Below are 19,388 nucleotides of genomic sequence, written 5' to 3'. Positions count from 1 at the left end.
CCCCATGGCAGCAGCAGCCAAGAACCGGAGCGTCTTCGCGATCGTCGTCTCGATCATCGTGGTCGTCGCCGTCGTCGCCGTCGGCATCGTCGTGTACCTGATGAACCGGCAGGCCTCCGAGCCTGCGACGGCCCCCGCGGCGGGCGTCGTCAATCAGGAGACCGGCGCGATCGAGGTGGGCGACGGAGACCAGACGGTCACCGAGTACATCGACTTCATGTGCCCGATCTGCAACCCGGCGCACGACGCGTACAACGACACGCTGTCGGAGCTCATCACGGACGGCACGATCACCCTCCAGATCCACCCGATGGGCATGCTCGACAACCAGTCGCAGGGCACCGAGTACTCCTCGCGCTCGGCGAATGCGGCGTACTGCGTGGCCGAAGACAACGGTGACGCGTTCTTCCCGTTCATGGACCTGCTGTTCAAGAACCAGCCGGCCGAGGGGACCACGGGTCTCGACGACGACGAGCTCGTGAAGTACGCGGAGCAGGCCGGGGCAGAGGGTGCCGCGAGCTGCATCACCGACGGCACCTACCGCGACTTCGTGGCCGAGCAGCTCGACGCGATGCCGATCATGCCGGGCATGCAGGGGCGCGCGACGCCGACGATGCTCGTCAACGACGAGTTCGTCTCGCCGCAGGGCGGCTTCGACGCCCAGGCCGACATCGTCGCGAACCTCGACTGATACCACCTGCGCGACACGCCCAGGTTGATCGACCTGGGCGTGTCGTCTAGTATTGATCTTTGGCGTCTTGTCGAGCGCGTTTCCGCGTTCGACGGATCCGATCCCCATTTACCGCAGACCGGCCGGTCTGCTCAGAAGGTTAGCGAGTATATGGCTAAAGACGGTGTCATCGAAATCGAAGGCACGGTGTCCGAGTCGCTGCCCAACGCGATGTTCCGCGTTGAGCTCACGAACGGTCACAAGGTGCTTGCCACGATCTCCGGCAAGATGCGGCAGAACTACATCCGCATCATTCCCGAGGATCGTGTCGTCGTGGCGCTCAGCCCGTACGACCTCACGCGAGGGCGAATCGTCTACCGCTACCGCTGATCGGCTCGGCCGAGAAGTAACGGCCCATCCGGGCACGAAGACAGCGATCTGAAGGAACATCATGAAGGTTCACCCCAGCGTTAAGCGCATCTGCAGCAGCTGCAAGACGATCCGTCGTCACGGCGTGGTCATGGTCATCTGCAAGGCTGACCCGCGCCACAAGCAGCGCCAGGGCTGACGTTACGGGCCGCAAGGCTTATAACTCAACACACACGGCAGGATCAGAACCCGCATCAGCGGGGGACACCTCGGGTCGGAGGCCCGGGCACCGATCTTGCTCCATACCTCCACAAACACACAGGAGAACCGCATGGCACGTCTTGCCGGCGTTGACATCCCGCGCGATAAGCGCGTGGTGATCGCACTCACGTACATCTACGGTGTCGGCCGCACCCGCTCGGTCGAGATCCTTTCTTCGACGGGCATCGACGAGTCGATCCGCGTCAAGGATCTGACCGACGAGCAGCTCATCGCGCTTCGCGACGCGATCGACGGAAACTACAAGGTCGAGGGTGACCTCCGCCGCGAGGTGGCTGCCGACATCCGCCGCAAGGTCGAGATCGGTTCGTACCAGGGTATCCGCCACCGCCGTGGCCTGCCCGTGCGCGGTCAGCGCACGAAGACCAACGCTCGTGGCCGCAAGGGTCCGAAGCGCACCGTCGCAGGTAAGAAGAAGGCACGCTAAGGCGCGTAGGGGTTTAGGAGAACACCATGGCTACACCGAAGTCCGCAGCGCGCAAGCCGCGCCGCAAAGAGAAGAAGAACGTCGCACTGGGCCAGGCCCACATCAAGTCGACGTTCAACAACACGATCGTTTCGATCACCGACCCGTCGGGCGCTGTGCTCAGCTGGGCCTCGTCGGGTGGCGTGGGCTTCAAGGGCTCGCGCAAGTCGACGCCCTACGCCGCAGGCATGGCCGCCGAGTCCGCCGCGCGTCAGGCGCAGGACCACGGCGTGAAGAAGGTCGACGTCTTCGTGAAGGGCCCGGGCTCGGGTCGCGAGACGGCGATCCGTTCGCTGCAGTCGGCAGGCCTCGAGGTCGGTTCGATCTCGGACGTCACGCCGCAGGCGCACAACGGCTGCCGTCCGCCGAAGCGCCGCCGCGTCTGATCTGCCTCTCGCCGGGGCGGAGCGATCCGTCGCCCCGCCCCGGCGAAAAGCCGTTCCCACTGCGCGTCGCGCAGGAGTCACAATTCAAGACCTCATTCACCAAGTGTCATATAGCGGGCACTTGATCGAAAGGAACACATAGTGCTCATTGCACAGCGTCCTACCCTGACCGAGGAAAAGATCTCCGAGTACCGGAGCCGCTTCGTCATCGAGCCGCTCGAGCCCGGCTTCGGCTACACGATCGGCAACTCGCTGCGTCGCAGCCTGCTGTCGTCGATCCCCGGCGCGGCGGTCACGAGCATTCGCATCGACGGCGTCCTGCACGAGTTCAGCACGATCCCCGGTGTCGTCGAGGACGTCACCCAGATCATCCTGAACGTCAAGCAGCTCGTCGTGTCGAGCGAGCGCGACGAGCCGATCACCGCTTACCTGCGCAAGACCGGCGCGGGCGAGGTCACGGCCGCCGACATCTCGGCTCCGGCCGGTGTCGAGATCCACAACCCCGAGCTCGTCATCGCGACCCTCAACGAGGAAGCGAAGTTCGAGCTCGAGATCACGATCGAGCGCGGTCGCGGCTACGTCTCGGCGGGCCAGAACCGCAACGAGTACGCCGAGGCCGGCCAGATCCCGGTCGACTCGATCTACTCGCCCGTGGTCAAGGTCGCCTACCGCGTCGAGGCGACGCGTGCCGGCGAGCGCACTGACTTCGACAAGCTCGTGCTCGACGTCGAGTCGAAGCCCTCCATCCTTCCCCGCGACGCTGTCGCGTCGGCCGGACGCACGCTCGTCGAGCTGTTCGGTCTGGCGCGCGAGCTGAACGAAGAGGCTGAGGGTATTGAGATCGGCCCGGCGCCCGTCGCCGAGGTGCTCTCGAACGAGCTCTCGATGCCCATCGAGGACCTTGACCTGTCGGTTCGCTCGTACAACTGCCTCAAGCGCGAGGGAATCAACACGGTCAGCGAGCTCGTCGCCCTCTCGGAGACGCAGCTCATGAACATCCGCAATTTCGGACAGAAGTCGGTGGACGAGGTGCGCGACAAGCTCATCTCGCTCGGTCTGTCGTTGAAGGATTCGGTGCCCGGTTTCGACGGGTCGAACTTCTACGGCGGATACGAGAACGACGAGACGCTCTGATCCATCCGACTCTTTCGATACTGGAGTATTGAGACATGCCTAAGCCCACGAAGGGTGCCCGCCTCGGTGGCGGTGCCGCCCACGAGCGCCTGATCCTCGCGAACCTTGCATCGGCGCTGTTCATCAACAAGTCGATCAAGACGACCGAGTCGAAGGCCAAGCGCCTGCGTCCGGTTGCCGATCGCCTCGTCACGTTCGCGAAGCGCGGCGACCTCGCGTCCCGCCGTCGCGCCATGGCGGTTCTTCGCAACAAGGAAGCCGTGCACGTTCTCTTCACCGAGATCGCGCCGCTGGTCGCCGACCGTCAGGGCGGTTACACCCGCGTCATCAAGGTCGGTTTCCGCAAGGGCGACAACGCCCCCATGGGTGTCATCGAGCTCGTTCTCGAGCCCGTGACGCCGAAGGCCAAGAGGACCGACTCGGCTCCGAAGGCTGAGAAGGCTCCGGTCGAGGAGGCCCCGGTCGAGGAGGCTTCCGTCGAGGAGGCTCCTGCTGAGGACGCAGCGCCGGCGGAAGCCGCCGCTTCGGACGCGGCCGGTTCCGCCGAGCCGAACGAAGACGGATCCGCCCCGGAGGGCTTCGAGGTCAAGGGCAAGAGCTCGACCAAGAAGTTCTACGAGCCCGGCGCACCCGGCTACGCGCAGGTCAAGGCCGACGTGTACTTCCGCGACGCGGCAGCTGCCGAGGCCGAGGGCTTCGCCAGCTAGTTCCGCCTGAGAAATGCCCCGCCCCTCCTCCGGGAGGTGCGGGGCATTTCTGCGCTCCCGGGCCCTGAACCGCCCCGGGAAACGGAGCGGTCGCAGGACGGCTCAGGAATGCGGAAAGCCCCGGATCAAAGATCCGGGGCTTCTGTGGCAAGTACTGGATTCGAACCAGTGAAGTCGATGACGGCTGATTTACAGTCAGCTCCCTTTGGCCGCTCGGGCAACTTGCCAGGTGCGCACCCGTCCAACTTATTCAGCCGACCGGAGGCGCGATTAACCATCATACCCACACCGAACATGTGAGAAAAATCCCGGTCTCCGGGCGTGCCTCGTTATCCACAGATGTGCGTTCGTACCGTTCGAGGCATGCGTTCGATGACAGGATATGGACATCAGACTCATCCGAGGGGGAGAGATGACCGCATCGTATCCGCAGCACACTCCGGGGGCCGCTGCGCCCGAAGAATCAGCAGGGATCCCGCCGCTTCTGCGCGGCGTCATGTGGGTCGCGATCGGGGCGCTCATCGCGGGGGCGATCCTCTGCGTGTTCTGGGTGCTTCTCTCGCCCGAGGGCGACGTGATCCCGAAGGCGTTCCTGACGATCATCGCGCTGGCGGCGTTCGCGGGAATGTCGCTGATGGATGCGCAGCTCGCTCCCAGGCGCACCTCGTGGCTCGTGCTCGTCAGCATGCTGTCGTGGGTGCTCGTGCTCTTGTGCGCGCTTACGCTGATCTGGGTGCCGGCCGAGAACGTGTTCGTGGTCGTGAAGGTGTGGTTCTTCATCCTCATCGTGCTGTTCGTGCAGCTCACGGTGCTGCACCAGCGCATCGTGTGGCGTGCGCACCGCCGTCACGTGACGGGTTTCACCCGCACGCTGACCGTGATCACGAGCGTGTTCGTCGTCGCGCTGCTGTTCATGGCGCTCGTTCCGCTGACGTTGCCGACGTACTTCGACTACCCCGACATGTACGGCCGCATCATGGTGTCGCTCGCGATCCTCGGCGCGGTGGGAACGGCTCTGATTCCGCTCATCACCGCGATGTTCGGGCCGAAGCGGTTGGCCGCGCACGTCGAAGCCGCCCGCACGCTCCCGTGGCCTACGTATCGCGACGGTGTCACGCCGCTGCCGATGCTGCCCGACGGCCAACCCGACTTCGACGCGCTGCGCACGGGGGTTCCGTCGCCCGGAGCGCGCTCGTTCGGCTCGCCGCCGGCCCAGGCCCCGCACCACCCGAACCCCGGTCCGCAGCATCCGGCTCCGCCGGCGCCGTAGCGGCCGCGGGTAGCGTGGACGCATGAACGTGGAAATCGATCTTCGTGACCTGGCCCGTGACATCGCCCGAGAAGCGGGGGATCTCGCCCGCCGTCGCCGCGCCGAGGGCGTCAGCATCGCCGCGAGCAAGTCGACGCTCGCCGACATCGTCACGGAGGCCGACCGCGAGGTCGAGGCGTTCATCCGCGCGCGTCTCGAGGCCGAGCGTCCGGATGACGGATTCCTCGGTGAGGAATCGACGGCATCCGAGAGTCGTTCGGGGATCACGTGGGTTGTGGATCCGATCGACGGCACCGTCAACTACGCGTCGGGCATGCCGTCTTACGCCGTGAGTATCGCGGCGGTGCGCGGGGGAGTCACCTTCGCGACGTGGGAGGCGCTCGCGGGTGCCGTCGACGTGCCGGCGCTCGGCGAGACGTTCGACGCGGCGCGCGGCGAGGGATCCCGCGTGGCGAGCGCGTCGGGCACGTCCAGGCTGCACGTCGCGAGCGAGTACCCCGCCGGCGCGCTCATCGGCACGGGTCTCGGGTACGACCCGGCCACGCACGCCGGCGACATCGCCACCATGCAAGCCGTGATGCCGCTCGCGCGCGACGTCCGCCGGATCGGCGCCGCCGCCGTCGACCTCAGCTACGTCGCGGCGGGTCGCCTGGATGCGTATTTCGAGCGCGGCCTCAAGTCGTGGGATCTCGCGGCGGGCAGCCTGATCGTCGCAGAAGCGGGCGGATCCGTCGTCGAACTGCCCGAGGATCCGTTTGGGCGGCGCATGACGATCGCGGCCCACGCCGACCTGGCGGCGAGCATCGCGGATCGCGTGCGTTCCGTCAACTGAAACGCCGGTTCCTGAATGGCGTTATCAGCAAAGATGTCGTAGCCTAGTTACCTGTTCGTTACTTTGCTCCCCCGCAATGGAACGCTCACTCCCCCTTATCCCGCTCCGCATGCGGACCGCAGGACGAAAGTGCGCTCAATTTGACCTCTCACCGCCAGACGCCCGAGGCTGTCACGCCCGTGGCGTCAGACGACTCCGCGCGCGCGACGACCCGTCGCGCACGACGTGAGCAGCAGTCGCGGACCCAGCAGCAGGCCGCGCAGGACGTCCCTTCCGCAGGATCCGGAGCACGCGCCCAGCGCGACGCGTTCGCGGCCGCTGCGGAAGCCTTGAACTTCACCGGCGAGCAGCAGCGCGTCGAGTCCGTGCAGGCCCCGCAGCCGAGCCGCGCCGCTCGTCGCCGCGCGGACGAGCCGGCCCGTCCCGGCCTGTTCCACAAGCCGGTGCGTCGCTTCGTCGCCGCGGCGGCGTCCGTGACGGCAGTCGGAGCGGTCGCGCTGATGGCGTTCGGCACGTCGATCCCCATGGCCACCGCGGCGTTCTTCGCCCCGTCGCCCGTTGCGACCGAGGCGGCCGCGGCGGACGAGGCCATTGTCGATGCCAGTGCAGACGCGAAGACGCAGCTTCAGGGCTTCGTCGCCGGCGAGGACGTCCAGGCGGCCGAGATGGCGCCCGTCGAGGGCTACGAGGCGTCGACGATCACGAAGATCGGCCAGGCCGACGGCATCAGCACCTCGGGCGCGTTCTTCCAGAACGACGTGAGCGCCGACATCCAGTACCCGTTCGCGGTGGGCACGAGCATGAGCTCGCCGTTCGGGTTCCGCTGGGGCCGCATGCACGAGGGCGTCGACTTCACGCCGGGCGAGGGCGCACCGATCCAGGCGATCGCCGACGGCGTGGTGCGCACCGCGACCGAGGCGGGTGGCGCATACGGCGTGAACGTGTACATCGATCACGTGATCGACGGCAAGACCGTCACGAGCCACTACGCGCACATGCAGTACGGTTCGCTGAAGGTCGTCGAGGGGCAGAAGGTCGAGGTCGGCGACGTCATCGGCAACACCGGCAACACCGGTCGCTCCTACGGTGCGCACCTGCACTTCGAGATTCGGTACAACGGCACGGCCGTGGATCCGCTGCCCTGGCTGTCGGAGCACGCGGGCACGCACTACTCGGACGACGAGGAAGCGCAGGTCCAGCAGCAGGAGCTCGACCTGCTCGGAGCTGATTTCTCCGCAGAGTAAGGGTCGCGCCGCGCCCGGTCGGCGCGGATTCGATCCCCAGCGTTCGGTTTGTTAGTATTTTCTGGTTGCCCACTTGTGGGCCAACGCCCCGATAGCTCAGTGGTAGAGCACTTCCATGGTAAGGAAGGGGTCGTCAGTTCAATCCTGACTCGGGGCTCGGACATTGAAAAGTGTTCTGCGGCAGGGTAGCTCAGTTGGTGAGAGCGCACGACTCATAATCGTGAGGTCGCGGGTTCAAGCCCCGCTCCTGCTACATAATCTCCCTCGATCTCTCGAGCGACGCGACGTTCTTCTCGAGTGGGTCTCCCTCTCGACGGGGCAGCCGACGAACCATTTGGCCGGTTCGCGCGTCAGCTGAGACGCGGCCGCACGGGGGAGAGCGATGCGCAGGTTAGCTGGTATCGCGGTCGTCGCGGCCACCAGCTGGAGCGCAGGGACCGTCGAGCGCGAGCGCGGTGAGGAGCTGGAGGCCGCGTTCGCTCGAGCCGACGAGGCGCTGTACCGCGCGAAGCGCGGGGGATCGAGCCTCTATCCGGCAGAATAGAGTCGCGTGGCATACTGCCCGCGTACCCGCGTAGGGCGAATCTCGCGACGCGGCCGCACCTTCCCCTGGAGTCGCCTTGTCTCGCCGCGCCCTCGACAGCGCCTCGCCGCGCACGCCCCTCGTGCCGCGGTGGGGGTGGTGGATCCCCATCGGGATCGTGCTCGTCATCATGATCGCCGCCGAGGGATTCGGCGGGCTGCTCTCCGCGGTCGCCGTCGTCGCGTTCCTCGGCGCGCTGTTCACGCTGATCACGAATCGTCCCGGCGCGCTCAACCTCCCGTCGCGGCGCTGGGCCACGGGTGCTCTGATCGCGTCCATCGTCCTCACGATTCCCGCGGGTGCGCTGCTCGGCAGCAATGCCGAGGATGATGCTCCCGTTGCCGCGGCGGATCCGGTGGTCACCGAGACGAGCAGTCCCGCCCCAACACCGACCGCGAGCGAGGCGCCGACCGCGACGCCCACCCCGACACCGAGCGTCACGCCGACGCCGACACCGACCCCCACACAGGTGCCGCCCGCGGAGGAGATCACCGCCGAGTCCGGCACCGCGCTCGCGCTCCTCGCGACGCTCCCCGTCAAGGGATCCGCGCCCGGCACAGGCTACGACCGCGTCGGCCACTTCGGCGAGTCCTGGATCGACGTCGACGGCAACGGCTGCGACACCCGCAACGACATCCTCCAGCGCGACCTCACGAACCTCGCGCTCGACGGATCCTGCACCGTGCTCACCGGCCACTTCGACGACCCCTACACGGGCGCGCAGATCGACTTCCAGCGCGGCGTGAACACGTCGATCCTCGTGCAGATCGACCACGTGGTCGCCCTCAAGGACGCGTGGCGCACGGGCGCGCAGCAGCTGTCGCAGGGGCAGCGGATCGCGCTCGCGAACGATCCCGTCAACCTGCGGGCGTCCGATGGATCCGCCAACGGACAGAAGAGCGACAGCAACGCGGCCTCGTGGCTGCCGAGCAACAAGGGCTTCCGCTGCGAGTACATCGCGCGCCAGGTCTCGACCAAGGCCGCCTACGGCCTCTGGGTCGTGCCGGCCGAGCGCGACGCCATGCAGCGCGTGCTCGAGACCTGCCCCGACCAGCCCGCGTTCGCCTCCGGCGGCGGGGGAGCCCCAGCGCCGGTCGAGCAGCACCCGGCCCCGGTCGAGCAGCCCCCGGCACCCGTCGAGGAACCCCCGGCTCCGGTCGAAGAACCCGCCCCGGTAGAGCAGCCCGAGCACGTCTCCTACGAGAACTGCACCGCCGTCCGAGAAGCGGGCGCGGCGCCGATCCGTGTCGGAGATCCTGGCTACGCCAAGCACCTCGACCGCGACGGCGACGGCATCGGCTGCGAGTAACAAGCAGCGAATAACGACTAGCGAATAGCGACTAAAGAGCACCCGGGGGATATCCCCCTCCCGTTCCGGTGGTCGCCCCGGCTGTGCTCGCGGCCGAGGTTCCGTAGCTTTGAAGCATGACCTCGATACCCGCGCCGACGCCTCGCGTGCACACGCCGCTGAGGCTGCTCGGCGCCGCCGCCCACCTCGTGTTCCTCGGCTTCTACGGAACCGCGGTGTTCACGCTCCTGTCCATCCTGCTCGCGACGGGCCTCGGCCTCGCTCTCGTGCTCGGCATCGGCGCACTGTTCCTCCTCGGCTTCGTCTACGTCCTCTTCGGCGCGGCCTACCTCGAGACGGCTCGCGTCGAGGGGCTGTACGGCTTCGGCATGCCGATGCTGCGCGCCCGGCGCTCGCCGAAGCGCGGCTTCTCCGGCTTCCTCCACACCGTTTGGCTGCAGTTCGTCGACGGCGGCATGTGGCGCGCCGTCGCCCACCTCGCGATCGCGACCGTGCTCGGCTGGATCGCGTTCTTCCTCGCCACCGCCATCGTCCAGGCGATCGCCATCGCGTTCTCGCCGCTGTACGCATCGGGCGGGGTCGTGGAGATGATCGGCTTCACCTACAGCGTCGCCGTCGCCCCTGCGGTCGGCATCGTTGTCGCGATCCTCTCGCTCGCCGGGCTCGTCGGCCTCGCGATGCTGCACGGCGTGCTCGCCCGCGTGCTGATCGCCCCGATCCGCGAGGCCCAGCTGGCCGCCGCCGCGCGCGACGCGTCCACGCAGCGCGCCGACGCGATCCGCGCGAGCGACGTCGAGCGCACCCGCATCGAGCGCGACCTGCACGACGGCGTCCAGCCCCGCCTGGTCTCCGTGGGCATGACGCTCGGCCTCGCGCAGCAGAAGATCGACACGGATCCGCACGCCGCCAAGGCGCTCGTCGCCGAGGCGCACACGTCGACGAAGGCCGCGATCACCGAGCTGCGCCAGCTGGCGCGCGGGATCCACGCGTCCGTCCTCGACGACCGCGGGCTCGACGCGGCGCTCAGCGCCGTCGCGAGCAGGTCCCACATCCCCGTCTCGCTCGACGTGCGCATGCCCACCCGGGCCGGCCGCGACGCCGAGGCCGCCGTGTACTTCGCGATCGCCGAGTCGCTCACGAACGCCGCCAAGCACTCCCGCGCCACCGAGGCACGCGTCACGGTGCGCGGCCGCCCCGACGGCGGCGAGCTGTGGGCCCGCGTCGAGGACAACGGCATCGGCGGGGCGCGCGTGCTCCCCGGCGGCGGCCTCGACGGCATCCAGAATCGAATCACCGCCATCGGCGGCACCGCGCGGCTCGACAGCCCCACGGGCGGCCCGACCTCCCTGGAAGTGAGCGTGCCATGCGCATCCTGATCGTCGAAGATTCCGTCCTGCTCCGCGAGGGCCTCGTGCGGCTCCTCGCCGACGCCGGCCACGAGGTGGTCGCCGCCCTGCCCGACGCCTCGCGCGCTCTCAACGAGGCCGCGGATCTCGACCCCGACCTCGCGATCGTCGACGTGCGCCTGCCGCCGACGTTCACCGACGAGGGCCTCCGCGCGGCGATCGCCCTCCGCGGGCAGGATCCGTCGCTCGCCGTGCTCGTGTTCTCGCAGTACGTCGAGGAGCGCTACGCGGCCGACCTCATCGCCCAGCCGGGCGGAGCGATCGGCTACCTGCTGAAGGACCGCGTCACCGACGTCGCCGAGTTCCTCGAATCGATCGAGCGGATCCGCGAGGGCGCCACGGTGCTCGACCCCGAGGTCGTCGCGCAGCTGCTCACGAGGCGCTCTCGCGACGAGCAGATCTCCCGGCTCACGGAGCGCGAGCGCGCCGTGCTCGCCCTCATCGCGGAGGGGAAGTCCAACGGTGCGATCTCACGGATCCTCTTCGTCAGTGAGGGCGCCGTCGAAAAGCACATCACGTCGATCTTCTCGAAGCTCGGCCTCGAGCAGGACGCCACCGGCAACCGCCGCGTGCTCGCCGTGCTCGCCCATATCGATGCCACCGCACCGCAGGCCCCCGTCGGGCCGACGTCGCACCAGAACGGAATGAACCGATGACGAACGACACGCTCGCACCGCCCGCTCCTCCCACCCCGGAAGGGGCCCCGCCCCAGCAATCGAGCACGACCCGCTCCGGCACGCGCGCGCTCGCGATCACAATAGGCGTGCTCGGCGGCGGAATCCTGCTGCTCGGTGGCGCGACCACCGCGATCGGCGCGATCGGATCCACGATGTTCTCCGCCACGGGCGGGTCCGGATCCGCAACGCTTCCCGTCAACGGGGTCTCCTCGCTGAAGGTCGACGTCGGCGCCGGCGACGTGGACGTCGCCTTCGGCAGCGGATCCGAGGCCCGCCTCGACTACGAATCGACCCGGGGCGAGTGGACCTTCGAGCGCGACGGCGACGATCTCGTCGTCTCGTCGCCGCAGCAGCAGTGGTTCGGGTTCTTCAACTGGGGAGGCGAACAGCGCGCCACGCTCGTGCTGCCGGAATCGCTCGAGGGCATCGACGCCGACCTCGACGTGTCGGCGGGCTCGCTCGCGGTCGACGGGACGCTCGGCGAGGTCGTCTACGAGCTGAGCGCGGGCGAGATCGAGCTCGAGGGCACGGCGACGTCCCTCGAAGGCGACATGTCGGCCGGGCGCAGCATCATCGAGCTCGCCGACCTGCGCACCGTGACCCTTCAGGTGTCGGCCGGCGGGCTGTACGGCGACTTCCGCGGCGGCGATGCCCCCGAGGCGATCGACCTCGATGTCTCGGCGGGATCCGTCGAGATGCAGGTGCCCGATGTGCCGTACCGGATGACCATCGACAGGTCTGCCGGCAGCGTCGACTCGAATCTCCAAGAGGCGAACGATGCCCGGCGCACGATCGACGTCGAGGTGGCGGCGGGCAACGTCACCTTCTCCGCGGGCTGACCCGCGCCCGTGTCTCCGGCCGAGGTCGGGGGCACGGGCCGCGGGCCGGTAGGGTGATCAGGTGATGAACGCCGTTCGTGCCCGTGGCCCGCGCGCGATCCTGACATTCGTCGTCATCGGCCTGGTCTCCGGCTTCATGTCGGGACTGTTCGGCGTCGGCGGCGGCACCGTGATCGTTCCGCTGCTGGTCACGTTCGCGCTGTTCTCGCAGAAGATCGCCTCCGGCACCTCCGGCGCCTCGATCGTCGTCACCGCCGCGATCGGCGTCATCGCCTACGCCGCCCAGGACGAGGTCGACTGGATCGCCGGCCTCCTGCTCGCCGCGGGCGGCATCGCGGGCGCGCAGATCGGCGCGCACCTGCTGCACGTGATCCGCGAAACCGTCGTCCGCTGGATCTTCGTCGGCTTCATCGCCGTGATGATCGTGACGCTGTTCCTCGTCGTCCCCGAGCGCGGCGCGGGCGTGCCGCTCGACGCCTGGCTCGCCGTCGCCCTCGTCGGGATCGGCGTCGTCACGGGGATCCTGTCGGGCCTCATCGGTGTCGGCGGCGGCGTGATCGTCGTCCCCGTGCTCATCGTGCTGTTCGGCACGAGCGACCTCGTCGCGAAGGGCACATCGCTGCTCATGATGATCCCCACCACGATCTCCGGCGCGCTGCGCAACGCGAAGAACGGCAACATCGACTTCGTCGCGGCCGGTGCCGTCGCGGCCGCGACCCTCCTCACGACCCCGCTCGGCGCGCTCGTCGCCGCCCTGCTCGATCCGTCGACCGCGAACCTTCTGTTCATCGCGTTCCTCGTCGTCATCGGCGTGCAGATGGCCCTCAAAGCGATCCGGGGGCGCCGCAGCTCGTAGGATCGAGGGGTGAGTGTGAACCCGGACCTCTTAGAGCGCACGTTCCCCCCGACCCCCGTTTACCTGGTCGGGCGCGAGAAGGTGCGCGAGTTCGCGCGTGCGGTCTTCGCCACCGCGCCGCAGCACACCGACGTCGACGCGGCCCGCGCGGCCGGCTACGCCGACGTCGTCGCGCCGCCGACCTTCGCGATGGTCATCGCGGATCAGACCCTGCAGCAGCTGCTGAACGATCCCACCTCGGGCATCGTTCTCGAGCGCGCCCTGCACACCGACCAGCAGTTCGCGTACCAGCGCCCGATCGTCGCCGGCGACGAGCTCACCGGCCAACTGCGCGTCACGCGCGTGCGCGCCATGGGATCCGGTGCGATGGTCACGAGCGAAACCGACGTCACCGACGCCGACGGCGGGCTCGTGCTCACCGCGACGTCGACCCTGCTCATCGGATCGGAGAACGAGTGATCACTCTCGCCAAGGGCGACGTCGTCGCCGAGAAGACCGTGCACCTCAGCCGCGAATCCCTCGTCCGGTACGCGGGCGCGTCGGGCGACTTCAACCCGATCCACTACCGCGACGACGTCGCCCAGCGCGTCGGTCTGCCGGGCGTTCTCGCCCACGGCATGCTCACGATGGGCATCGGATCCTCGATCCTCGGCGAGTGGATCGGCGACACCGCGCTGATCCGCTCGTACGTCGTGCGGTTCACGAAGCCGGTCCTGGTCGACGCCGACGAGGGCGCCGAGGTGACGTACGTCGCGAAGGTCGGCGCCGTGAACGACGACGGCACGGCGCGCATCGACCTGGCCGTCACAACCGGCTCAGACAAGGTCTTCGGCAAGGCCCAGGCCGTCGTGGTGGTGGCGTGAGGCTCGCCGATCTGACGACGATCGGTGTGGGGGCCGAGCCCGCGCGCATGGTCGACGTCCGCACGCGCGACGAACTGCTCGCGGCGCTCCAGGACGTCTGGGGTGAGGAGTGGTTCGTGCTCGGCGGCGGATCCAATCTGCTCGTCGGCGACGAGGAGTTCGACGGCACCGTGATCCGCATTCTCACGGGCGGTCACGCGCCGGTCGACGGCGCGGCAGACGGATACCAGCGGGTCGCGATCGAGGCCGGCCAGAACTGGGACGACTTCGTCGCGTGGGCCGTCTCGCAGGGCCTACAGGGCGTCGAAGCGATGAGCGGCATCCCCGGAACCGCGGGGGCTGCCCCGATCCAGAACGTCGGCGCGTACGGCCAGGAGATCGTGCAGACGCTCGTGTCGGTCGACCTGATCGACGAGGGATCCTCCGAGATCGTCACGGTTCCCGCCGGCGATCTCGGGCTCGGGCCGCGCACGTCCGACCTCAAGCGCCACTACGGGTCCGTGCCGGAGCGCAGCGCGGTCATCGTGGGGGTCACCCTCGACCTGCGCGTGGTCGGCACGGAGCCGCGGCCCGTCGCCGATGCGCGCATCCGCAGCGCGCTCGGCCTCGCCGCCGATGAGGCCGTCGCGCTGGCGGACGTGCGCGAGCGCGTGCTGCAGATCCGCCGGGCGAAGGGCATGGTGCTCGACCCCGACGACGCCGATACCCGCAGCGCCGGCAGCTTCTTCAACAATCCCATCGTGTCCGACGACATCGCGCGCGCGCTTCCCGACGGGTGCCCGACGTACCCCCTCGAGCCCGAGGTCGAGCAGGAGCAGGTGTTCGACCTCGCGACGTGGGACGGCCAGGTCGCGCCGATCGTGCCGCAGCCCGCCCTCGTGAAGGTCAGCGCGGCGTGGCTGATCGAGAACTCGGGGCTGCCGAAGGGGTTCGCGCTGCCGGGTTCGCGCGCGAGCCTGTCGACCAAGCACACGCTCGCGCTGACGAACCGCGGCGGCGCGAGCGCCGAGGAGATCGCGGAGCTGGCCCGGTTCGTGCGCACCCGCGTCGCCGCCGAGTACGGCATCGAGCTGAATCCCGAACCGGTCTTCGTCGGGGTCGAGCTCTAGGGCCCTACGCGAACAGCGCCTGCAGCCGGCGGATCCCCTCGAGCAGCTGGTCGTCGCCGAGGGCGTAGCTGAGGCGCAGGTAGCCGCTCGGGCCGAAGGCCTCGCCCGGCACGACCGCGACCTCGACCTCGTCGAGGATGAGGTCGGCGAGCTCGAGCGTCGTCTCGATCCGGCGGCCCTTCCACTCGCGGCCGAGCAGCCCGCGCACGTCGGGGTACACGTAGAACGCGCCCTTCGGCACCGGCACGTTCACGCCGTCGATCTTCGACAGCTCGTCGACCATGAGCGTGCGGCGGCGGTCGAAGGCCTCGCGGAACTCCTCGGCGGCATCCTGCGGGCCGGTGAGCGCGGCGATCGCGGCGTGCTGCGCGATGTTGTTGACGTTGCTCGTGAGGTGCGACTGCAGGTTCGCGGCGGCCTTCATCGCGGGCGCGGGGCCGACCATCCAGCCGACGCGCCACCCCGTCATGGCGTACGTCTTCGCGACGCCGTTGAGCAGGATCGTCTGGCCGGCGACCTCGGGAACCGCCTCGACGATCGATACGGCGCGCATGCCGTCGTACGTGAGGTTCTGGTAGATCTCGTCCGTAAGGATCCACACGCCGTGCTCGAGCGCCCAGCGCGCGATCCGCTCGGTCTCCTCGGGCGTGTACACGGATCCGGTGGGGTTCGACGGCGAGACGAACACGAGCGCCTTGGTCTTCTCGGTGCGCGCGGCCTCGAGCTGGTCGACCGTGACCTTGTAGTCCTGGTCGGCGCCGGCGAACACCGCGACGGGGGCGCCGTCGGCGAGCTGGATCGCCTCAGGGTACGTCGTCCAGTACGGCGAGGGCAGCAGCACCTCGTCGCCCGGGTTCAGGATGACCTGGAACGCCTGGTACACGGCCTGCTTGCCGCCGTTGGTGACGACGACCTGGTTCGGCTCGACCGCAAGGCCCGAATCGCGCAGGGTCTTGTCGACGATCGCCTTCTTCAGGGCCGGCAGGCCCGCGGCGGGGGAGTAGCGGAAGTTCGCGGGATCGTCGAGCGCGGCGCGCGCGGCGTCGACCACGTGCGCGGGGGTCGCGAAATCGGGCTCGCCGGCCGCGTAGGAGATGACGGGGCGGCCCTCGGCCTTCAGGGCCTTCGCCTTGGCGTCGACCTTGAGGGTCGCCGACTCGGCGATGGCGGAGATCTTCTGGGACAGCGATGCGCGTTCAGTCACCGTCTCAGCGTAACGATCGCGGGGCGATTCGTCGCGTGTCGCCGCCCACAAGGGGTACGCGGCCCCGCTGTCGAGAGGCGACACCCCGCTCGTCACTCGCTGCACACGCGCAGTGCGGTCCAGGCGCTCGCCCGTCCTGCGAACGACGACAGGTCGAGGTCGAGCAGTTCCCCCGCCCGCAAGATGTGCGCGCGCACCGTATGGCGGTGAATGCCGAGCGCCTCCGCCGTGCGGTCGTTCGACGCATCGTGATCGAGCCAGGCGCGCAGGTGCTCGTCGAGGGATCCGCCGGCGAGCCGCAGGGGTTCGAGCAGCGCGCGGGCGGCGGCGAGCTGGTCGGGGCCCGCCGACCGGAACAGGTCTGCAGATCCGGGGGAGTACGTCGCGACGCCCGCTGACGGCACGGCCGCGCGCGCCTCGTCGATCGCGGCGCCGAGGCGCGCGTAGGTGGTCGGACGCGAGAGGCCGACCGGCGCACCGAACCGCGTCCAGACGGGCTCCGGCGCATCCTCGCCCGGACCCAGCAGGATCACCGTGCGGTCGCCGTCCGGCGCGAAGAAGATCGAGCCCGGCGCGTGGCTGGCGCGCGCCTCGAGATAGTCGACAAGATCAACCTCACGTCCCGAGACCACCCCTGCACGCACGGGCTCGGCAGGCAAGGAGCCCCATGCCGCAACGGCTATGGAGCGGGCGAGTTCAACGTCGCCACCCGTGAGCGCGCGCAGCACTCCGGCGCGCAGCGCCGCGTGCCCGGAGGCGAGGTCGGAGGCGCGTTCGAGTGCGAACCCCGCCATCGCCACGACAGTGGTGATGACCGCGCGCGCCTCCTGGTCGACGTCGGTTCCGCGGATCGCCAGCGCACCGCGCAGCGCACCTCCGCGGCCGAGCGTCTGCACCTGGAAATCGGATCCGCCCGCGGAGAGAGTGTCGGCCGAGGGCACGCCGGCGTCGAGCATGCCGCTGACGGCATGAGCGAGCTGGGCGCTCGCCGCGGCGGGGAGGTCGTCGGGGCGCGCGACCGCGACATCGCCGCCGGCGTCGAACAGCCCGACCCACGCGCCGAGCTGGCGAGCGAGCTCGCCGATCGCCGCGGGCAGCGGATCGTCGCGCAGCGCCGCAAGCGAGACCGATCGCTGCGCCGAGAGCGCCCAGCTGCGCCGGGCGAACGCGTGAGCCGCCGCGGCGTCGGCACAGGCGCGCGAGACCGCGAGGAACGGCGTGCGATACGGCACCTCGAACAGCGGCAGCCCGGCGCGTTCGCAGGCAATGGCGAGGTCGGCAGGGATCCTCGCGGTGACGACCCCGATTCCGAATCCGAGTGCCTGCACGCCGCGGGAGACAAGGCGGTCGACGTACTCGTCAGCGCTCGTGCGGTCGAACTGCGATCCAGTGGTGAGCAGAGCGACGTGGTCGTCGAGGAACGGAGACGGATCCGGCAGGTCCGAACTGTGCACCCACCTGAGCTCGGCATCGAGGCGAGCGCGGGGGACGGTGGTGACGAGGCGGAGGTGCAGATCGCGCCGCTCGAGCAGCGCACCGAGCGTGGGTTCGGGCATCGTTCCTCCAAGGTGTCTAATTCAACGGCGAAGATTAGACGTCATGAACGATACCGCGCGGCCGAACCGTTCGTATTCTCGATACGTGAGCACGTCCGCGTGATCCATTCTCGCCGTCGCTGTCGACCGGCGACCGCCCCGACGAAGGGAACGACTCCATGAATGATGTCGAACGCGCGCTGCTGAGCACGATCTCCGGCAAGCTGTTCATCGCCGGCGAGTGGGTGGATGCCACAGGCGGCGCGACCCTCGACGTGCGCGACCCCGCGACGAACGAGGTGATCGCCCAGGTCGCCGATGCGACGGCCGACGACGCCACGCGCGCTCTGGACGCCGCCGTCGATGCGCAGGCCGAGTGGGCGGCGACCGCCCCGCGCCGGCGCAGCGAGATCCTGCGCCGCGCATGGGAACTCGTGCAGGAGCGGAAGCACGACCTCGCGCTCGTCATGACGCTCGAGATGGGGAAGCCTGTGTCGGAGTCGCTCGGCGAGGTCGGATACGGCGGCGAGTTCCTGCGCTGGTTCAGCGAAGAGGCCGTGCGCATCTCGGGCCGGTACGGGTCGACCCCCGAGGGCACGGGGCAGATGATCGTCTCCCAGCGCCCCGTCGGCCCGTGCTTCTTCATCACTCCGTGGAACTTCCCGTTCGCGATGGCGACGCGCAAGATCGCCCCGGCGCTCGCCGCGGGCTGCACCACCGTGATCAAGCCCCCGCAGCTGACGCCGCTGACGACGATGCTGTTCGTGCAGATCCTCGAGGAGGCGGGCGTGCCGAAGGGCGTCGTCAACGTCGTCACCTCGTCGAGCTCGAGCCGCGTGTCCGCGCCGATCATCGGCGACGACCGCCTGCGCAAGCTGTCGTTCACCGGATCCACCCCGGTGGGCAAGCGCCTCATCGCGCAGGCCGCCGAGAACGTGCTGCGCGTCTCGATGGAGCTCGGCGGCAACGCCCCGTTCGTCGTGTTCGAAGACGCCGACCTCGACAAAGCCGTCGAGGGCGCCCTTGCGGCGAAGTTCCGCAACATCGGCCAGGCCTGCACGGCGGCGAACCGCATCATCGTGCACGAGGACATCGCCGACGAGTTCACGAAGAGGGTCGCCGAGCGCGTGGCGGCGATGCAGATCGGGCGCGGCACCGAGGACGGCGTGCAGATCGGCCCGCTCATCGATTCCGACGCCGTCGACAAGGCCTCGGATCTCGTCGAGGACGCGGTCGCAAAGGGCGCCACCCTCGTGCACGGCGGCAAGCGGATCGACGGACCCGGCAGTTTCTTCGAGCCCACCGTGGTCTCGGGCCTCAGCCGCGACGCGGCGATCATGGACGAGGAGATCTTCGGCCCGGTGTTCGCCGTGATCACGTTCCGCACCGAGGAGGAAGCGATCGAGATCGCGAACGACACCGAGTACGGCCTCGTCTCCTATGTGTTCACCGAGGATCTGGCCCGAGGGCACCGCATGATCGAGCGCCTCGACACGGGCATGATGGGGCTCAACGCGGGCGTCGTCTCGAACGCCGCGGCGCCGTTCGGCGGCGTGAAGCAGTCGGGCATGGGCCGCGAGGGCGGGCTCGAGGGGATCCACGAGTACCTCGCGACGAAATACACGCTGCTGCCGACCGCGTAGACGTGGC

General features: G+C 69.0%; 22 protein-coding genes and 3 tRNA genes. 22 read left to right on the top strand and 3 right to left on the bottom strand.

Translation table 11 applies throughout. The features are described from left to right. Window positions 1-4 precede the first annotated feature (4 nt). From G510_RS0104825 to rplQ, 7 genes are all read left to right on the top strand, one after another. Window positions 5-691 carry a DsbA family protein gene (locus tag G510_RS0104825; RefSeq protein ID WP_029152706.1) on the top strand — a complete coding sequence of 229 codons (687 nt, stop codon included), beginning with the start codon at window positions 5-7 and terminating at the stop codon, window positions 689-691. Window positions 692-841: 150 nt separating this feature from the next. Next, window positions 842-1,060, top strand: a complete 219-nt coding sequence (gene infA, locus G510_RS0104820; protein WP_029152705.1) for a translation initiation factor IF-1 — start codon at window positions 842-844, stop codon at window positions 1,058-1,060. Window positions 1,061-1,121: 61 nt separating this feature from the next. Further along, window positions 1,122-1,238, top strand: coding sequence for a 50S ribosomal protein L36 (gene rpmJ, locus G510_RS0104815; RefSeq protein WP_029152704.1), 117 nt, complete (start codon window positions 1,122-1,124; stop codon window positions 1,236-1,238). Between the two features lie 132 nt (window positions 1,239-1,370). Continuing rightward, window positions 1,371-1,745: a 30S ribosomal protein S13 gene (gene rpsM, locus G510_RS0104810; RefSeq protein ID WP_029152703.1), complete on the top strand. Its 375-nt coding sequence runs from the start codon at window positions 1,371-1,373 to the stop codon at window positions 1,743-1,745. 26 nt (window positions 1,746-1,771) lie between these two features. Further along, complete coding sequence (rpsK, locus tag G510_RS0104805; protein WP_029152702.1) at window positions 1,772-2,170, top strand: 30S ribosomal protein S11; 399 nt, start codon at window positions 1,772-1,774, stop codon at window positions 2,168-2,170. Between the two features lie 141 nt (window positions 2,171-2,311). Continuing rightward, window positions 2,312-3,304: a DNA-directed RNA polymerase subunit alpha gene (locus G510_RS0104800; RefSeq protein ID WP_029152701.1), complete on the top strand. Its 993-nt coding sequence runs from the start codon at window positions 2,312-2,314 to the stop codon at window positions 3,302-3,304. Window positions 3,305-3,339: 35 nt separating this feature from the next. After that, window positions 3,340-4,011 carry a 50S ribosomal protein L17, sunset domain variant gene (gene rplQ, locus G510_RS0104795; protein WP_029152700.1) on the top strand — a complete coding sequence of 224 codons (672 nt, stop codon included), beginning with the start codon at window positions 3,340-3,342 and terminating at the stop codon, window positions 4,009-4,011. Between the two features lie 145 nt (window positions 4,012-4,156). Here rplQ and G510_RS0104790 read toward each other — a convergent pair. Further along, a tRNA-Tyr gene (locus G510_RS0104790) sits at window positions 4,157-4,238 on the bottom strand. Window positions 4,239-4,423: 185 nt separating this feature from the next. On the opposite strand from G510_RS0104790, the gene G510_RS18200 reads away from it, so the two are divergent. From G510_RS18200 to G510_RS0104720, 14 genes are all read left to right on the top strand, one after another. Continuing rightward, entirely contained in the window at window positions 4,424-5,281 is an 858-nt protein-coding gene (locus G510_RS18200) for a hypothetical protein (RefSeq protein ID WP_051216350.1), read from the top strand. A 22-nt stretch (window positions 5,282-5,303) separates the two neighbouring features. Beyond that, the gene (locus G510_RS0104780; RefSeq protein WP_029152699.1) at window positions 5,304-6,113 is read left to right on the top strand and encodes an inositol monophosphatase family protein; all 810 of its coding nucleotides are present in this window, start codon (window positions 5,304-5,306) and stop codon (window positions 6,111-6,113) included. A gap of 140 nt (window positions 6,114-6,253) precedes the next feature. After that, entirely contained in the window at window positions 6,254-7,357 is a 1,104-nt protein-coding gene (locus G510_RS17425; protein ID WP_051216348.1) for a M23 family metallopeptidase, read from the top strand. A gap of 85 nt (window positions 7,358-7,442) precedes the next feature. Continuing rightward, window positions 7,443-7,514 (top strand) — tRNA-Thr (locus tag G510_RS0104770). A 22-nt stretch (window positions 7,515-7,536) separates the two neighbouring features. Further along, a tRNA-Met gene (locus G510_RS0104765) sits at window positions 7,537-7,610 on the top strand. A gap of 129 nt (window positions 7,611-7,739) precedes the next feature. After that, the gene (locus tag G510_RS18195; RefSeq protein ID WP_157560406.1) at window positions 7,740-7,901 is read left to right on the top strand and encodes a hypothetical protein; all 162 of its coding nucleotides are present in this window, start codon (window positions 7,740-7,742) and stop codon (window positions 7,899-7,901) included. A gap of 76 nt (window positions 7,902-7,977) precedes the next feature. Then, on the top strand, window positions 7,978-9,249 hold the full coding sequence (locus G510_RS0104755) for a GmrSD restriction endonuclease domain-containing protein (RefSeq protein WP_029152698.1): 1,272 nt from the start codon (window positions 7,978-7,980) through the stop codon (window positions 9,247-9,249). Window positions 9,250-9,365: 116 nt separating this feature from the next. Next, window positions 9,366-10,625, top strand: coding sequence for a sensor histidine kinase (locus G510_RS0104750; RefSeq protein ID WP_029152697.1), 1,260 nt, complete (start codon window positions 9,366-9,368; stop codon window positions 10,623-10,625). Continuing rightward, window positions 10,613-11,311 carry a response regulator gene (locus tag G510_RS0104745; protein WP_029152696.1) on the top strand — a complete coding sequence of 233 codons (699 nt, stop codon included), beginning with the start codon at window positions 10,613-10,615 and terminating at the stop codon, window positions 11,309-11,311. The genes G510_RS0104750 and G510_RS0104745 overlap by 13 nt, the downstream gene beginning before the upstream one ends. Then, window positions 11,308-12,171 carry a hypothetical protein gene (locus G510_RS0104740; RefSeq protein ID WP_051216346.1) on the top strand — a complete coding sequence of 288 codons (864 nt, stop codon included), beginning with the start codon at window positions 11,308-11,310 and terminating at the stop codon, window positions 12,169-12,171. The genes G510_RS0104745 and G510_RS0104740 overlap by 4 nt, the downstream gene beginning before the upstream one ends. A 64-nt stretch (window positions 12,172-12,235) precedes the next feature. Next, window positions 12,236-13,027 (top strand): sulfite exporter TauE/SafE family protein, encoded by a 792-nt coding sequence (locus tag G510_RS0104735; RefSeq protein ID WP_029152694.1) that lies wholly within the window; start codon window positions 12,236-12,238, stop codon window positions 13,025-13,027. Window positions 13,028-13,036: 9 nt separating this feature from the next. After that, entirely contained in the window at window positions 13,037-13,486 is a 450-nt protein-coding gene (locus G510_RS0104730; RefSeq protein ID WP_036321942.1) for an FAS1-like dehydratase domain-containing protein, read from the top strand. Beyond that, entirely contained in the window at window positions 13,483-13,890 is a 408-nt protein-coding gene (locus G510_RS0104725; RefSeq protein ID WP_029152692.1) for a MaoC/PaaZ C-terminal domain-containing protein, read from the top strand. Before G510_RS0104730 ends, G510_RS0104725 begins: the two co-directional genes overlap by 4 nt. Beyond that, window positions 13,887-14,999 (top strand): UDP-N-acetylmuramate dehydrogenase, encoded by a 1,113-nt coding sequence (locus G510_RS0104720; protein WP_029152691.1) that lies wholly within the window; start codon window positions 13,887-13,889, stop codon window positions 14,997-14,999. The genes G510_RS0104725 and G510_RS0104720 overlap by 4 nt, the downstream gene beginning before the upstream one ends. Window positions 15,000-15,003: 4 nt before the next feature. On the opposite strand, the gene G510_RS0104715 is transcribed toward G510_RS0104720, so the two are convergent. Beyond that, on the bottom strand, window positions 15,004-16,203 hold the full coding sequence (locus tag G510_RS0104715; protein ID WP_029152690.1) for a pyridoxal phosphate-dependent aminotransferase: 1,200 nt from the start codon (window positions 16,201-16,203) through the stop codon (window positions 15,004-15,006). 92 nt (window positions 16,204-16,295) lie between these two features. Next, window positions 16,296-17,759 (bottom strand): PucR family transcriptional regulator, encoded by a 1,464-nt coding sequence (locus G510_RS0104710; RefSeq protein WP_029152689.1) that lies wholly within the window; start codon window positions 17,757-17,759, stop codon window positions 16,296-16,298. Between the two features lie 158 nt (window positions 17,760-17,917). Here G510_RS0104710 and G510_RS0104705 point away from each other — a divergent pair, with 158 nt between their 5' ends. Further along, on the top strand, window positions 17,918-19,381 hold the full coding sequence (locus G510_RS0104705) for an NAD-dependent succinate-semialdehyde dehydrogenase (protein ID WP_029152688.1): 1,464 nt from the start codon (window positions 17,918-17,920) through the stop codon (window positions 19,379-19,381). Window positions 19,382-19,388 lie beyond the last annotated feature (7 nt).

This window comes from Microbacterium gubbeenense DSM 15944, assembly GCF_000422745.1.
Classification (GTDB): Bacteria; Actinomycetota; Actinomycetes; order Actinomycetales; family Microbacteriaceae; genus Microbacterium; species Microbacterium gubbeenense.
Note: the sequence above shows the minus strand (reverse complement) of the source record. Positions and strands in the feature narration are given on the sequence as shown.

Excerpts from the sequence above, each read along its gene's own strand:
- G510_RS0104750 (WP_029152697.1), top strand. The coding sequence starts at position 9,366 with ATGACCTCGATACCCGCGCCGACGCCTCGCGTGCACACGCCGCTGAGG.
- G510_RS0104740 (WP_051216346.1), top strand. The coding sequence starts at position 11,308 with ATGACGAACGACACGCTCGCACCGCCCGCTCCTCCCACCCCGGAAGGG.
- G510_RS0104780 (WP_029152699.1), top strand. The coding sequence starts at position 5,304 with ATGAACGTGGAAATCGATCTTCGTGACCTGGCCCGTGACATCGCCCGA.
- rpsK (WP_029152702.1), top strand. The coding sequence starts at position 1,772 with ATGGCTACACCGAAGTCCGCAGCGCGCAAGCCGCGCCGCAAAGAGAAG.
- G510_RS0104735 (WP_029152694.1), top strand. The coding sequence starts at position 12,236 with ATGAACGCCGTTCGTGCCCGTGGCCCGCGCGCGATCCTGACATTCGTC.
- G510_RS18200 (WP_051216350.1), top strand. The coding sequence starts at position 4,424 with ATGACCGCATCGTATCCGCAGCACACTCCGGGGGCCGCTGCGCCCGAA.
- rpsM (WP_029152703.1), top strand. The coding sequence starts at position 1,371 with ATGGCACGTCTTGCCGGCGTTGACATCCCGCGCGATAAGCGCGTGGTG.
- infA (WP_029152705.1), top strand. The coding sequence starts at position 842 with ATGGCTAAAGACGGTGTCATCGAAATCGAAGGCACGGTGTCCGAGTCG.
- G510_RS0104705 (WP_029152688.1), top strand. The coding sequence starts at position 17,918 with ATGAATGATGTCGAACGCGCGCTGCTGAGCACGATCTCCGGCAAGCTG.
- G510_RS0104745 (WP_029152696.1), top strand. The coding sequence starts at position 10,613 with ATGCGCATCCTGATCGTCGAAGATTCCGTCCTGCTCCGCGAGGGCCTC.
- G510_RS18195 (WP_157560406.1), top strand. The coding sequence starts at position 7,740 with ATGCGCAGGTTAGCTGGTATCGCGGTCGTCGCGGCCACCAGCTGGAGC.
- rplQ (WP_029152700.1), top strand. The coding sequence starts at position 3,340 with ATGCCTAAGCCCACGAAGGGTGCCCGCCTCGGTGGCGGTGCCGCCCAC.
- G510_RS0104710 (WP_029152689.1), bottom strand. The coding sequence starts at position 17,759 with ATGCCCGAACCCACGCTCGGTGCGCTGCTCGAGCGGCGCGATCTGCAC.
- rpmJ (WP_029152704.1), top strand. The coding sequence starts at position 1,122 with ATGAAGGTTCACCCCAGCGTTAAGCGCATCTGCAGCAGCTGCAAGACG.
- G510_RS0104825 (WP_029152706.1), top strand. The coding sequence starts at position 5 with ATGGCAGCAGCAGCCAAGAACCGGAGCGTCTTCGCGATCGTCGTCTCG.